A 13,970-nucleotide genomic window follows, 5' to 3' on the forward strand; every position below is an offset into this window, starting at 1 on the left:
ATAACAAAATAAGGTTAGAAATTATACAAAATTTATCTCTCTACGAACTCTTTAATTCTATTTATTCCATCTTCTAAAGCTTTCATACTTGTAGCAAAAGATAGTCTAACATAACCTTCCATTCCAAATGCAAGACCTGGAACCAAAGCTACACCTTTACTTTCAAGTAAATCAGAACAAAATTTCATAGAGTCATTTGAAAACTGTTTAATATTTATAAATAGATAAAAAGCACCATCAGGATCATAACAAGATAGATTTTTAATACTATTAATAGCTTTAACCGCATAATCTTTTCTTTTTTCAAACTCAACTCTCATCATCTCAATATCTTTGTCAGCTTCACCTAAAAGTGCAGGAATTGCTGCATATTGAGTAATTGAGTTAATATTTGAAGTTGCTTGTCCTTGAAGTTTTGTAATAGCTTTTGCAACTTTTACATCAGGAACAGCTAAATATCCAAATCTCCAACCAGTCATAGCAACTGATTTACTAAGTCCATTTACAGTTATAGTTCTATTGTATAAATCTTCACTAACCTCTGCAGTTGCAGTAAATTTTTTACCTTTATAGCTTAGTTTCTCATACATCTCATCAGAGATAACAATAATATCACTACCTTTTAAAACTTCTCCAAGAGCTAGTAACTCATCTTTTGAGTAGATTGCTCCTGTTGGATTTGATGGAGAGTTTAGCATTAAAATTTTTGTTTTTTTAGTAATTGCTTTTTTTAACTGCTCTGGTGTAATTTTAAACTCAGTTGATTCATCTGTTTCAATAAATACAGGAACTCCACCACTATAAACAACAAGTTCTGGATAAGTAACCCAATATGGACTTGGAATTATAACTTCATCGCCATCATCAATTAATGCTTGTGCTAAATTAAATAAAGAGTGTTTTGCACCATTGCTTACAACTATTTTGTCAATACCATAATCTAAATTGTGATCTCTTTTTAGCTTAGAAGCAATAGCTTGTTTTAGCTCTTTTATTCCTTCAACTGCTGTATATTTTGTCTTACCATCATTTATAGCTTTAATTGCGGCATTTTTTACAATTGCTGGAGTATCAAAATCTGGTTCTCCTGCACTAAAACTTAATATATCTTTTCCTTGTGCTTTTAATTCATTTGCCAAAGCTGTAATTGCCAAAGTAACAGAAGGAGCTAATTTATCCATTCTACTTGCTATTTTCACGATAGTATCCTTAAAATTTATCTCATTATAGATATACTATAAATTTGCGAATATTATCAAAATTTACTTAAAGGCTCTCTTTGAATTTTAAAATAGAACTAAACAATTTATTAGTTGATGTAGAACTACAAAATAAAAAAAATATAAAACATTGCTATTTAAGAGTTTTAAGCGATAATTTAATTCAAATTAGAGCAAATAGATATTTTACAATTTTAGATGCAAAAGATTTAATATATAGAAAAAAAGATTGGCTAATTGAAAATATTCAAAAACAAAATAGTAAAAAATTAAAAGAAAATGAGTTTTTACATTTTGGAGAAAAAAAACTAATAAGTGATTTTCAAATAAAGGATTTGGATAGATTTTATAGATTAGAGATTCAAAAAATTATTCCTTCTTTAGTTGAAAAGTATTCAAATTTAATGCAACTATATCCAACAAAAATATCATATAGAAAAAATAGAAGAACTTGGGGCTCTTGCAACTTTAAAAATGAGTTAAATTTTAATATTTTATTGGCAAAGTACCCTATTTTTATAATTGAATATATTGTTATTCACGAATTAGCACATATTCAACATAAAAATCACTCAAAAGATTTCTACTTTTTAGTAGAAAAATTCTCTCCAAACTATAAAAAAATAGAGAAGTTTTTTAAGACTCTTTTATAATAGCTCTTATCTCTTCAAATTTTTTATAAATATTTTCACTCTTTGCCCTATTTTCAAAGATTGCATAACTTTTTTCTTTATATTTTGGGCTATTCTCTTCAAAATTTTGCTCTTTTTTTTCAATTACATTTGATACAAAAAAAGAGAAATTTGTAATATTTTCAAAATTTGCCATCTTTAAAAGAGCTTTTAAAGTTGCTTTATTGTGCTCAAACTCTACTTTGTAAAGTTGATGAGTTAGTACAAAATGCATAGTTTGATTCTTTACATATACAAATTTTATGCCACTTTTTAATTTTAAAGGTAGTATATTTACAAATCTTTTTATATCTAAAAAGGTATTTACTCTATTAAAGTTAGGATCAAGTGCAATATGACTAAGAATTTGATTAATATTTTTCATGGCTTAATTATAGCTAGTTTTTTATTTAGTTTAAGTGGTTGTGGCTATAAAGCAGACCCTAGATATTCAGCTCCTGCTGAAAAAACTCAAAACCAATGATTTATGATTATATAATTGTTGGTTCTGGAGTTGCTGGTTTAAATGCTGCTAGACTTTTACCAAAAGATAAAAAAGTCTTAATTCTTGCAAAAATGCTTCCTTGGAACTCAAATACATTTTGGGCACAAGGTGGAATTGCAGCAGCAAAAAACAAAGATGATGTAGAGCTTCATATAAAAGATACTTTAGAAGCTGGTGCTTTTTATAACAACTATGAGGCTGTAAAAATTCTAAGCGAAAACTCACTTTTTGTGATTGATGAACTTATTAAAAGTGGGATGGAGTTTGATAAAGATAAAGATGGAAATCTATGTTACACAAAAGAGGCTGCTCATAGTACAAATAGAATCTTACACTCAAACGGAGATGCAACAGGAAGAGAACTTCATCTTTTTTTATTAAAACATATCTCATCACAACTAATCTCTGAATCTACTGTTTGTGATATTTTGCTTCAAGATGGTGTTTGTTATGGAGTTTCGTTTTTTACAAAAGATGGTGTTCAAAAAAGAGTTTATGCACACAATACAATTTTAGCAAGTGGTGGATTTGGTTCTATTTATAAATATCACACAAACTCAACTGCTGATAGTGGAGAGATACAAGGTCTTGCTGTTTTAAAAAATCTAAAACTAAAAGATATGCAATTTACTCAATTTCACCCAACAGTTTTAAAGGGTACAAGTTTTGCAAGAAAACCTTTGTTATCTGAAGCCTTAAGAGGAGAAGGAGCATTTATAGTAGATGAGAACAATAGAAGATTTTTGTTTGATTATCACAAAGATGCAGAATTAGCTCCAAGAGATGTAGTTAGTAGATCTATTTATGATTATCATAAAAAAACAGATCAACAAATATATCTAAGCTTTGAAAATTTTGAGAAAAAAGCATTTAAACAAAGATTTCCAAATATATATGCAAATTTAAAAGATTTGGGATATGAACTACCTTTTGAAAAAGTTCCAATTAGTCCAGCTTTTCACTACTCAATGGGTGGAATAGAGGTTGATTTAAATGCAAAAGTTTTAAACTGTAAAAACCTTTATGCAATTGGAGAGGTATCTTGTTTTGGACTTCATGGAGCAAATAGATTAGCATCAAACTCTTTATTAGAAGGTTTAGTCTTCTCAAAAATTGCAGTTGAAACATCATTAAAAGATGATTTTAAAATAGATTTAAAAAATTACACACAAAAAGAGATTTTATACACAAAAACAAAACCAATTGATAAAAATATAAAAGACTCTTTAAGAAGAATAATGTGGGATAGTGCTGGAATAATTAGAGAGAAATCTGAGTTAAAAAAAGCTTTAGAGAAAGTTGAGGAGTATTTAAAAGAGGATATTGGAAGAATGCTTCATCTTAGACTTCTTTGTGCCAAAGAGGTTTTAAGTCAAGCTTTAAATATGGAAAAATCATTAGGTGCTCATTTTATAAAAGAAGATTAAATAGAGTTTAGGTAAAATAATAGCTTTAAAAAAATAAAGTACAAAAAGAAAGGCTGAATATAGATGAAACATGTACCAATAGTAGTATTAGATTTTGGTAGCCAATATACACAAATTATTGCTAGAAAATTAAGAGAAAACGGAGTTTACTCTGAAATAGTTCCTTACAATGAGGCAATAGAAGATATTATGGCAAGAACGCCAAAAGGAATAATTCTTTCAGGAGGACCAGCTTCTGTATATGCAGCTGATGCTTATCATCCTGATAGCACAATATTTGACTTAGGACTTCCAATCTTAGGAATTTGTTACGGTATGCAACTTATCACTCAATATTTTGGTGGAAGTGTTGTAAGAGCAAATAGTCAAGAGTATGGAAAGGCAAAATTAGAACTAATTGGTGAAAATCCAATATTTACAGATACTCCAAATGAGCAGATTGTTTGGATGAGCCATGGAGATAAAGTTGAGTCAATTCCAACTGGATTTGAGAAAATTGCAATTAGTGAAAACTCTCCATTTGCAGCAATTGCTAATTTAGATAGAAATATTTATGCATTCCAATTCCATCCTGAAGTTTACCACTCACAAGAGGGAAGTAAACTACTTAAAAACTTTGCAAAATATATTTGTGGTTGTGAAAGCACATGGAACATGGGAAGTTTTGCAAAAGAGCAAATTGCTAAAATTAAAGCTCAAGTAGGAAATAAAAAAGTATTATGTGCTGTAAGTGGTGGAGTTGATAGCTCTGTTGTAGCAACACTTCTATTTGAAGCAATTGGAAATCAAGTAATTCCTGTATTTGTTGATAATGGACTTTTAAGAGCAAATGAAAGAGAACAAGTTGAGACTATTTTTAAAGGTCGAGGAATTGATTTAATAACTGTTGATGCAAGTGAGCAATTTTTGACAAAACTAGCAGGTGTAACTGATCCTGAAACAAAAAGAAAAATAATTGGTGAAACATTTATTGAAGTATTTGATAAAGAGGCGAAAAAACATCAAGGTGTTGAGTTTTTAGCTCAAGGAACTTTATATACAGATGTTATTGAATCAGTTTCAGTTAAAGGTCCTTCAAAAACTATAAAATCTCACCACAATGTTGGTGGACTTCCTGATTGGATGAAATTTGAACTTGTTGAGCCTTTAAGAGAGATTTTTAAAGATGAAGTAAGAGAGCTTGGACTTGAGCTTGGGCTTCCTAAAATGATGATAAATAGACACCCTTTCCCAGGACCTGGACTTGCTATTAGAGTTATGGGAGATGTAAACAAACCTGATTTAGATTTATTAAGAAAAGCAGATGTTATCTTACTAGATGTTTTACACTCAACTGGATATTATGAAAAAACTTGGCAAGCATTTACAGTTTTATTAAATGTAAAATCTGTTGGAGTTATGGGTGATAATAGAACTTATGACAACACTGTTTGTGTAAGAATTGTTGATGCAACAGATGGTATGACTGCAACATTCTCTCATATTCCTCATGAAATTTTAGAGACAATTAGTAGAAGAATTATAAATGAAGTACATGGAATAAACAGAGTAGTTTATGATATCTCTTCAAAACCACCAGCAACTATTGAGTGGGAATAAAATAGAGCTGTATCTTTTTGCTTGATACTTCATCGGTTTATAAAAATTAGCTTCGGTCGTTTACAACAGTAAACTTCCTTGCTAATTTTTAATCTCTTCGTCTAAAACAAAAATCCAAAGTTCTATTTGCTACTTTTATCAGAATTAAAATAATCTATATAAAACTTAAAAAAGAGTATTAAGACGAACAACTAACATGCGATATTCCAGCTATTCCAAAAAAATCTTTTGGTTTTTTAATATAGTATCTCTCTTCAAGCTCTTTTGTTTGCTCACTATAAGGATTTGTCATTATCTCTTGCAACTCTTTTATTGGTTTATAATTTCCTTTTTCTGCCTCTTTATATGCAAAAACTAAATGCCACTCTCTTAGAATATATTTTGGATTTATTAGTTTCATTTTTTTTGATAGTTTTTTCTTAGACTCTTCATCATTTATATTTATTTTAGATTTCCAATTTTCAAACCAACTATTCCATCTTTGTTTTAAAATATCATTGTCCAAATTTATATAAAAACTTTTTTCAAGGCTACTCAAATTATGGGGAATATTTGATAACTCTCTAAAAAATATTGTGTAATCAACTTTTGTATCAATCATAAGATTGATAAGTTCTTCAAACAACTCAAAATCAAACTTTTCTAATCCCAACTTACTAGCCCACATATTTTGCATCTTATCTTGCATAATATTTGCAAAATTATTCTCTATTTTTTCTAGCTCTTCTAAAGCTTCTTTATTTGAATTTAATAGTGGTTTTAAAGCACTACAAAATGATTTAAAGTTTTTTTGTGCTGCAACTGGCTGATTAAAGAATGAAAAGTGCATTCCACCACCTGTCCAAGATTGATAGTTAGGATCAAACATCTCAATAAATCCAAATGGACCATAATCAAGTGTAAATCCACCAGCTGCACAGTTGTCACTATTGAAATTTCCTTGACAGTAGCCAACTTTGATCCAGTTTGCAACCAGTGTTGTAAGTCTATCTTGAAAACTTTGTGCTAGTAAAAGCACTTTTTCTTCCAAACTCAAATCTTCTTTGATTTCTTCACTATATTCTCTATCAATCAAATGCAAAACAATCATCTCCAACTCTTTTAAAGCATCTTTATGCTCATTTTTTCTAGCTCGTCTTCCAAAAAGTTCTATTTGTCCAACACGCAAAAATGAAGATGCAACTCTTGTAGTAATTGCAACATCCTCTTTTATCATAACTTCAGGCTCATAAGATGATGATTTTTCTTTAAACCAAGGTCTAGAAACCTGCTCTTTTTTAGAAGTAAACAGAGTCAAAGATCTTGATGTTGGAACACCTAAAGAGTTCATATGTTCTTGAGCCAAAAACTCTCTAACACTTGATCTTAAAACTGCTCTTCCATCAGCACCTCTACAATATGGAGTTGTTCCACCACCTTTTAGTTGAAATTCCCATCTTTTATCATTTATAATAGCTTCCAAAACAGAAATTGCTCTTCCATCTCCATAGCCATTTCCAGTTTGAAAAGGGCATTGTGAGTAGTACTCACGACCATAAATAGATAGCGCATATCCAGTTGCCCAAGATTTTATATCATTTTTTCTTGAGATATTTGAGATATCACCTGAGAATAGTTTTATAAACTCATCTTCTTTTAATAACTCTTCACTAAAACCCAACTCTTCAAAAAAGCTTTTGCTATGAGCTACATAAATTGGCTCTTTAATAGCTGTTGGTTCAACCTCTACATAGTGTCCACTAAAAACCTCTCTAGCAAATTTATTATCTTTGTTTAAATTTCTTTTTGGATCAGGATTTAAACTATTTACAAATGAGTAATCTCTTAATTCTAAAAGTTCTTCAAACGATTCTACATATTTTTTAATTCTATTTTTCATTATTTTTATCCATACTATATTATTTTAAAACTTTATCATACAATAAAAAATATTATTCTAAAACTTTATCATTTTGTAAATATAATTTTAATCCTTATCTAAATATGCTTTAGATATTATACAAGCCATTTTTTAATAATTTTAAACATAGGATAGATATGAAATCTCTTTTTTTTATTATATTTCTACTTACAAATATCTTTGCAGCTAATAAAGAGTTTACTCTATATAAAAAAGGCTCTTTAGATGAAAATGAAAATACTCTTTTAATAATTGGTGGAATTCATGGAGATGAACCAGGTGGTTATTTTGCTCCAGCATTTTTAGAACAACACTATAAAATTACAAAAGGTAGTGTTTGGATTGCACCAAGTGTAAATATAGATAGTATGGTTGCAAATAGAAGAGGTGTTTACAATGATATGAATAGAAAGTTTAGCACTCTTTCAAAAAATGACCCTGATTATGTAAATGTAAATAAAATTAAAGAGTTAATTTTAAATCCAAAAGTTGATTTAATCTTAAATCTACACGATGGACATGGATTTTATAGACAAACTTATGAAAATGCTATATTTAATCCAAGAGCTTGGGGACAAGCAACAATAATTGATCAAAAAAAGATTGACTCACTAGAAAAATTTGGAAATCTTGATGAGATTGCTACAACTGTAAGAGATAATTTAAATAGTGATATGCTTTTTAAAGATTACCACTATTTTGGTGTAAAAAATACTGAAACAAAGTATAAAGATGAGCAACAGCAACTATCTTTAACTTTTTTTGCAGTTACAAACAATAAACCAGCTTTTGCAATTGAAACAAGCAAAAATATTACAGATTTAGCTCATAAAGTTATATATCAACTAAAATCAATTGAAGAGTTTATGAAAATAATGAATATTGAGTTTACTAGAGATTTTGATTTAAATAATCTAAAAGAGGTAGAGAAACTTTTAAATGAGTTTAAAACAGTTACTATAAATGAGAATATAAAACTAGATTTGAATAATATAAAATCAATTTTAAGATTTGTTCCTCTAAAAAAAGGTGAAAATATCTTTAATTTTGAACACCCAATTGGTGAAGCTAAGTTTCAAAATGGTTCATATAGAATTTTTATTGGAAACGAACTTATAACTTCACTTATTCCTCAATATTTTGAAATTGAGAAAAATATTCACGATATAAAATTTGAAGTAGATGGAGAAATTATAGATACACAGTTTGCAGATATTATTGAAGTAAAAAATAGCTTTAAAGTTCTAAAATCGCCACTTAGAGTAAATGTTATTGGATTTAGTAAAGATGGTGTTGATAGTGAAGACAATATCACTTTAAGAAAAAAAGATATGGTAAATAGCTTCTCAATTGATAAATCTTTAAATCAATATAGAGTTGAATTTTATAATAATGAAAAATTTGAAGGTATGATTGTAGTTAAATTTATAGATTAGATTAAGAGGAAATCTCTTAATCTTTTTTTGTTTTTGGCGTACACTTTTTACTAATCATACAAACAGGACAAATATCCATAAGACCTACAATCAATGGAATAATCCCCAAATAGAACCAAACAATCCCCGTATAAATACCAATTGCAATTAAAACAAGCCCTAAAACTATTCTAAATGGTCTACAAAAAGCTCTTATTTTTTCAAAAATATTCATTTAAACTCCTTAAGTTTTTTGAAATTATATATAAGATAACTTAATTACAAATAAATAAGTTTAACTTATCTATTTATAATAGACTTTATAGATTAAGCCAATTTTACTTAAAATGCAAAAAAACTATATAAAGAGATAAAATGAGAGAAAAGATATATTTTATACCAGGTCTTATGACAGATATTAGACTTTGGAGCAGAGCATTACCACTTTTAAAAGATGATTTTGAAATTATTCATACTCCAATACCAAACTCAACAGATTTTGATGAGATTGTTGATATTTTAAACAAAGAGTTTAAAGAAGAGAAGATAAATATCTTAGGATTTTCACTAGGAGGTTATATTGCATCATATTTTAGTTGCAAATATCCACAAAGAGTTAAAAGATTATTTACAGTTGCAGCAACACCTGGAACTACATCTAAAGTTGAACTTGAAAGAAGAGAAAAAAAGTTAGTAGATTTTGAAAATAGTAGTGAATTTGGTTTGGAGCTTGAAAAAGCAATTATGCTTTTAGAAGAGCAAAATCAAAGTGATTTATCTTTGGCAAAAATTATGGTTGATATGTTTAATGATTTAGGAAGAGATACTTTTCTAACTCAACTAAAAAGTACATTTAATAGATTAGATCTGTTTGATTGTTTAAAAAATAAAACTATTCCTATGTATATGCTTTATAGCTCAAATGATAGACTTTTGGATTTAGAGGCTTTAGATAAACTACATAATCAAAAACATAATATTAAATTAATAAAAAGAGAGGGAACTAGCCATAATATTCCTTTGGAGTTTCCAGAGCTATTTGCTTCTAGCGTAAAAGAGTGGATAAAAGAGTAAGTTTATATCTCTTTTGTTAAACTACGAAAAATTTTAAAAAAAAGGAATATATTATGAGATATGATGTAGTAATTATTGGAGCAGGAGCTGCTGGTTTTGCTTGTGCTTTAACTTTAGGAAGTGCAAATGATAAATTTGATTGGGCAAAAGATAAAAAATACTTAATTTTAGATGATAATAAAAGTGATTTAAATGTTGGAAAATATTTCAATGTTGCTGGAGTTGATAGTGGAATAAATGGAGTTGATTTACTTATTAAGATGAAAAAACAGTTAGAAATATACAAAGATGTTGAACTAAAAGATGAAAAAGCTACTAAAATTGAAAATTTAGGTGAATATTTTAAAGTTACAACACAAAACTCTACTTATGAAGCATCAATTATTGTTTTAGCGACTGGTCTTCATAAATTTGATATAGAGTGTGAAGGTGTTAATGTAAAAGATAATATATTTGTTCCAAAACCAAACAATATATATTTGGAAAATTCAAATAATTTAATATCAAAAAATCTATATGTAGCTGGACTTGCAAGTGGTGTTCCTACAATGTTCTCTTGCGCAAGTGGAGATGGAGCTAAAGTTGCTTGTGATATTTTTAAACTTTGGAGTGGAAAAATATCAGTTGTTCACGATGTAAAGGCATAAATAAGAGATTTATCTCTTATTTAAATTTTATGAACGAAAAAATATCTTTAAAATATATTTTTAAACTCCTTTTAAAAAATAAAAAAGCCCTACTTTGGGGACAACTTTTTACTATAATTGGAATTTTTATAAGTGTTCCAATTCCTTTATTGCTTCCTTTGTTAGTTGATGAAGTTTTACTTGAAAAACCTAGTTTTTTTGTAAATAATATAGACTACTTTTTTGGAAGCGGAGATGCATTTTATTATATAGCAATTGTTACAGTTGTTGTAATATTATTAAGGTTTTTACACTTTGTATTTGGGGTAATAAATAGTAAAATTTTTACAAAAATATCAAAAATTGTTATATTTGATATAAGAGTAAAACTTCTAAATCACTTAAAAAAAGTTACAACAAATGAGTATGAAACAATTGGTAGCGGGAAGATTTCTGCAAATTTAATTACAGATGTAAACACTTTAGATAGTTTTATTGTAAATGTTGCAAGCAAACTAATTACTTCATCTTTAACTTTAATTGCAGTTGCTTTAATAATTATAAATATAGATTTGGTTTTAGGTTTAATGATTCTTTTTACACAACCAACTATTGCAATAATTTCAAGAAAAATTGCAAGAAAAACGGGAGAGTTAAAAAAAGAGGAAAATAGATCAATAGAGTCTTTTCAAAGCAATATCAATGAAACTTTAGATCTATTTTCACAAATAAAAGCAAGTAATAAAGAGAATGATTTTTTTGAAGAGTCTATAAAAAAAGCAAGTGATATAAAAGTAGCTTCAAATGAGTTTAGCTACAAAAGTGTTGCTTACGAAAAACTATCTTACACAATCTTTTTGTTTGCATTTGAAATATTTAGAGCAACTGGACTTTTACTTGTAGCTTATAGCGATTTATCAATTGGTTTAATGTTTGCAATGTTTGGTTATATTTGGTTTATTATGTCTCCTGTTCAAGAGATTTTATCTATTCAATACTCACTTGCAAGTGCAAAAGCAGCAATAAAAAGATTAAATAGTGTTTTAGAACTATCTTGTGAAAAAGATGGAGATATAAAATTAGATAGTAAAAATGGGGTAGATATCTCTTTAAAAAATCTATCTTTTTCATATAATAAAGATAAAAATAACCTATCAAATATAAGTTTTGATATAAAAGCTGGTGAAAAAATTGCAATTATTGGAGCAAGTGGAAGTGGTAAAACTACAATATCTCAATTAATTGCTGGATTTTATGAAAAAAGCTCTGGAGATATTTTATACAACAATATAAGCATTGATGATATAGATAAAAAGAGTTTAAGAAGTAGCGTTTTTTTGGTCCTTCAAATGCCAATATTATTTAATAACACTCTAAAGTTTAATCTAACAATGGGTGAAGATATTGATGATAATAAAATTTACGAGGCTTTAAAAATTGCTCAAATGGATGATGTTTTAAAAAATATGCCAAATGGTATTGATACAATTGTTGGCAAAATGGGAGTTAGATTAAGTGGAGGTCAAAGACAAAGATTATCAATTGCTAGAATGATTTTAGCAAATCCAAGCGTTGTAATATTTGATGAATCAACTTCAGCACTTGATGTTCAAACAGAGACAAATCTATTTAAAGAGTTAAAAGAGTTTTTAAAAGATAAAACAGTAATAACAATAGCACATAGATTAAGTAGTGTTAAAAATGCCTCTAAAATCTATGTTTTAAATGATGGAAAACTTGTTCAAAGTGGAAGTGCTAGTAAGTTAGAGCAAGAAGATGGACACTATTTGGATTTTGTAAAAAATCAATTAATATAATAAAGTTTACTCTTTTTTTTAAAAAGCTAAACTTTATTTTTATTCAACTATACTTTGAAATTTTTATATTAAGGCATATTAATGAAAGCAAAAAAAACTCTACTCTTTTTAATCCTATTTTTAATAGTTATTGAGACTATTTTCTACCTTTCAATAGAGCATTTTAACAAAGTTAAAATAGAAAAAATCAAAAACTCTCAAATTGAAAAATTAAATAGTGAATTAAATATTATTTTAAATTTTAATCAAAAATTTGCAACTATGATTGTTGATGAAATTTTGTATCAAGAAAAAATAAAAAATCTATTAAAAAATATAAATCATACTAATGAAACTGTTAAAAATAGAACTAGAAGTGAACTTTTAAACAATCTTTACTCTACATACAATAGATTAGTGCAACATGATTTTAGGCAACTCCATTTTCATGATAAATATGGAAATAGTTTTTTAAGATTTCATTCACCACAAAATTATGGAGATAATCTTTTAGATGCTAGAGCAACTGTGAAAAAAGCTAATGAGACAAAAAAACCACAATTTGGTTTTGAAGAGGGAAAGGTTCAAAATGGATTTAGAAATGTATTTCCAATTATAATTGATAATGAGTTTTATGGAACAGTTGAACTCTCTAACTCATTTAATGCTATTCATCACTTTTTACATAGAACTTATCCTTATGAGTATAAATTAATTATTTCAAAAGATTATGTAAATAAAAGAGTTTTTAAACAAATAGCTGAGCACTACTATATTAGCTCATCTGTAAGTGATAAATTTTATGAAGAGAAGATTAAAGATTGTGAAATTGAAGCTATTGATAAAAAAACAGTATCTTTAATTGATGAAAAAATTAAAGAAAATTTTTCACAAAAACTTGATTCTTTTGAAGCTTTTGTAGAGGATTTTAAGATTAAAAATGAGTGGTATTTAGTAACTTTTTTACCTATATTTGATTTTGATCAAAGTATAAATACCTATGTACTATCTTATTCAAAAAATAGTATTATCAATGTGACAAAACAAGATGGATTATCTATTTTTATAACTCTAAATTTAATACTATCTTTACTTATCATTTTATATATTTTAAGAGTAAATTATATAGAGAAAAATATTTTTATCAAAAAAGCTTATACAGATACACTTACAAAACTTTTTAATAGAAGTAAATTTAATGTTGATTTAGACAAGATAATAAAAGAGAAGAGATTTTGTGAATATAGCGTTATTATGTATGATATTGACTTCTTTAAAAAAGTAAATGATACTTATGGGCATGATATTGGAGATATAGTTTTACAAGAGTTTTCAGATGTTACAAAAAAAGCAATAAGAACTACTGATTTAGTTTATAGATGGGGTGGTGAAGAGTTTATTGCAATAATAGAGTCAAACTCTAAAGAGAATTTACTTCTTGTTGCTGAAAAAATGAGAGTTGCCGTTGAAAACTTTAATTTTACAAAAATAGGAAAGCTTACAAGTAGTTTTGGAATAGCAATTCCTACAAAAGATGATACAAAAGATAGTTTAATAAAAAGGGCAGATGACAACCTTTACAAAGCAAAACAAACTGGAAGAAACAAAGTTGTAATTTAAGAGAGCTTTGAGAAGTTTTTACACAGTGTAATTTAATCATAATTAAATAAGTGGGATTTAATTTAATAGTTTAAATTAAAATTAAGCTTATTAAATTATCATTAGTCTTTACAATCG

General features: G+C 27.5%; 12 protein-coding genes. 8 read left to right on the plus strand and 4 right to left on the minus strand.

From position 1 onward, the window contains the following. Nucleotides 1-32: 32 nt before the first annotated feature. The gene (locus CRU94_RS05270; RefSeq protein ID WP_258237401.1) at nucleotides 33-1,199 is read right to left on the minus strand and encodes a pyridoxal phosphate-dependent aminotransferase; all 1,167 of its coding nucleotides are present in this window, start codon (nucleotides 1,197-1,199) and stop codon (nucleotides 33-35) included. An 80-nt stretch (nucleotides 1,200-1,279) separates the two neighbouring features. Between CRU94_RS05270 and CRU94_RS05275 the strand changes: the two genes are divergently transcribed. Beyond that, nucleotides 1,280-1,873: a M48 family metallopeptidase gene (locus CRU94_RS05275; RefSeq protein WP_129105763.1), complete on the plus strand. Its 594-nt coding sequence runs from the start codon at nucleotides 1,280-1,282 to the stop codon at nucleotides 1,871-1,873. On the opposite strand, the gene CRU94_RS05280 is transcribed toward CRU94_RS05275, so the two are convergent. Continuing rightward, a complete protein-coding gene (locus tag CRU94_RS05280) occupies nucleotides 1,857-2,276 on the minus strand; it encodes a DUF721 domain-containing protein (protein ID WP_129105764.1) in 420 nt (139 codons plus the stop codon). The genes CRU94_RS05275 and CRU94_RS05280 overlap by 17 nt on opposite strands. A gap of 95 nt (nucleotides 2,277-2,371) precedes the next feature. On the opposite strand from CRU94_RS05280, the gene CRU94_RS05285 reads away from it, so the two are divergent. Beyond that, complete coding sequence (locus CRU94_RS05285; protein ID WP_129105765.1) at nucleotides 2,372-3,823, plus strand: L-aspartate oxidase; 1,452 nt, start codon at nucleotides 2,372-2,374, stop codon at nucleotides 3,821-3,823. A gap of 63 nt (nucleotides 3,824-3,886) precedes the next feature. After that, entirely contained in the window at nucleotides 3,887-5,422 is a 1,536-nt protein-coding gene (gene guaA / locus CRU94_RS05290; RefSeq protein ID WP_129105766.1) for a glutamine-hydrolyzing GMP synthase, read from the plus strand. A gap of 178 nt (nucleotides 5,423-5,600) precedes the next feature. Here guaA and CRU94_RS05295 read toward each other — a convergent pair whose 3' ends face one another. Next, nucleotides 5,601-7,301, minus strand: a complete 1,701-nt coding sequence (locus CRU94_RS05295; RefSeq protein WP_129105767.1) for a protein adenylyltransferase SelO family protein — start codon at nucleotides 7,299-7,301, stop codon at nucleotides 5,601-5,603. A gap of 158 nt (nucleotides 7,302-7,459) precedes the next feature. Here CRU94_RS05295 and CRU94_RS05300 point away from each other — a divergent pair, with 158 nt between their 5' ends. Continuing rightward, nucleotides 7,460-8,758 carry a M99 family carboxypeptidase catalytic domain-containing protein gene (locus CRU94_RS05300; RefSeq protein ID WP_129105768.1) on the plus strand — a complete coding sequence of 433 codons (1,299 nt, stop codon included), beginning with the start codon at nucleotides 7,460-7,462 and terminating at the stop codon, nucleotides 8,756-8,758. A 16-nt stretch (nucleotides 8,759-8,774) separates the two neighbouring features. On the opposite strand, the gene CRU94_RS05305 is transcribed toward CRU94_RS05300, so the two are convergent. Continuing rightward, nucleotides 8,775-8,972: a YgaP family membrane protein gene (locus CRU94_RS05305; protein WP_066355955.1), complete on the minus strand. Its 198-nt coding sequence runs from the start codon at nucleotides 8,970-8,972 to the stop codon at nucleotides 8,775-8,777. Between the two features lie 140 nt (nucleotides 8,973-9,112). Here CRU94_RS05305 and CRU94_RS05310 point away from each other — a divergent pair, with 140 nt between their 5' ends. The 4 genes from CRU94_RS05310 (at nucleotide 9,113) to CRU94_RS05325 (ending at nucleotide 13,853) form a co-directional block, all read left to right on the plus strand. Further along, the gene (locus CRU94_RS05310) at nucleotides 9,113-9,811 is read left to right on the plus strand and encodes an alpha/beta fold hydrolase (RefSeq protein WP_129105769.1); all 699 of its coding nucleotides are present in this window, start codon (nucleotides 9,113-9,115) and stop codon (nucleotides 9,809-9,811) included. Nucleotides 9,812-9,864: 53 nt separating this feature from the next. After that, nucleotides 9,865-10,458, plus strand: a complete 594-nt coding sequence (locus CRU94_RS05315) for an FAD-dependent oxidoreductase (protein WP_129105770.1) — start codon at nucleotides 9,865-9,867, stop codon at nucleotides 10,456-10,458. Nucleotides 10,459-10,487: 29 nt separating this feature from the next. After that, on the plus strand, nucleotides 10,488-12,254 hold the full coding sequence (locus CRU94_RS05320; RefSeq protein WP_129105771.1) for an ABC transporter ATP-binding protein: 1,767 nt from the start codon (nucleotides 10,488-10,490) through the stop codon (nucleotides 12,252-12,254). A gap of 81 nt (nucleotides 12,255-12,335) precedes the next feature. Further along, the gene (locus CRU94_RS05325) at nucleotides 12,336-13,853 is read left to right on the plus strand and encodes a sensor domain-containing diguanylate cyclase (RefSeq protein WP_129105772.1); all 1,518 of its coding nucleotides are present in this window, start codon (nucleotides 12,336-12,338) and stop codon (nucleotides 13,851-13,853) included. The last annotated feature ends 117 nt before the right edge of the window (nucleotides 13,854-13,970 follow it).

Origin of the sequence: Arcobacter sp. AHV-9/2010 (genome assembly GCF_004116575.1) — a bacterium.
Lineage (GTDB): Bacteria > Campylobacterota > Campylobacteria > Campylobacterales > Arcobacteraceae > Aliarcobacter > Aliarcobacter skirrowii.

Excerpts from the sequence above, each read along its gene's own strand:
- CRU94_RS05305 (WP_066355955.1), bottom strand. The coding sequence starts at position 8,972 with ATGAATATTTTTGAAAAAATAAGAGCTTTTTGTAGACCATTTAGAATA.
- CRU94_RS05300 (WP_129105768.1), top strand. The coding sequence starts at position 7,460 with ATGAAATCTCTTTTTTTTATTATATTTCTACTTACAAATATCTTTGCA.
- CRU94_RS05285 (WP_129105765.1), top strand. The coding sequence starts at position 2,372 with ATGATTTATGATTATATAATTGTTGGTTCTGGAGTTGCTGGTTTAAAT.
- CRU94_RS05315 (WP_129105770.1), top strand. The coding sequence starts at position 9,865 with ATGAGATATGATGTAGTAATTATTGGAGCAGGAGCTGCTGGTTTTGCT.
- CRU94_RS05320 (WP_129105771.1), top strand. The coding sequence starts at position 10,488 with ATGAACGAAAAAATATCTTTAAAATATATTTTTAAACTCCTTTTAAAA.
- CRU94_RS05310 (WP_129105769.1), top strand. The coding sequence starts at position 9,113 with ATGAGAGAAAAGATATATTTTATACCAGGTCTTATGACAGATATTAGA.
- CRU94_RS05280 (WP_129105764.1), bottom strand. The coding sequence starts at position 2,276 with ATGAAAAATATTAATCAAATTCTTAGTCATATTGCACTTGATCCTAAC.
- CRU94_RS05325 (WP_129105772.1), top strand. The coding sequence starts at position 12,336 with ATGAAAGCAAAAAAAACTCTACTCTTTTTAATCCTATTTTTAATAGTT.
- guaA (WP_129105766.1), top strand. The coding sequence starts at position 3,887 with ATGAAACATGTACCAATAGTAGTATTAGATTTTGGTAGCCAATATACA.
- CRU94_RS05295 (WP_129105767.1), bottom strand. The coding sequence starts at position 7,301 with ATGAAAAATAGAATTAAAAAATATGTAGAATCGTTTGAAGAACTTTTA.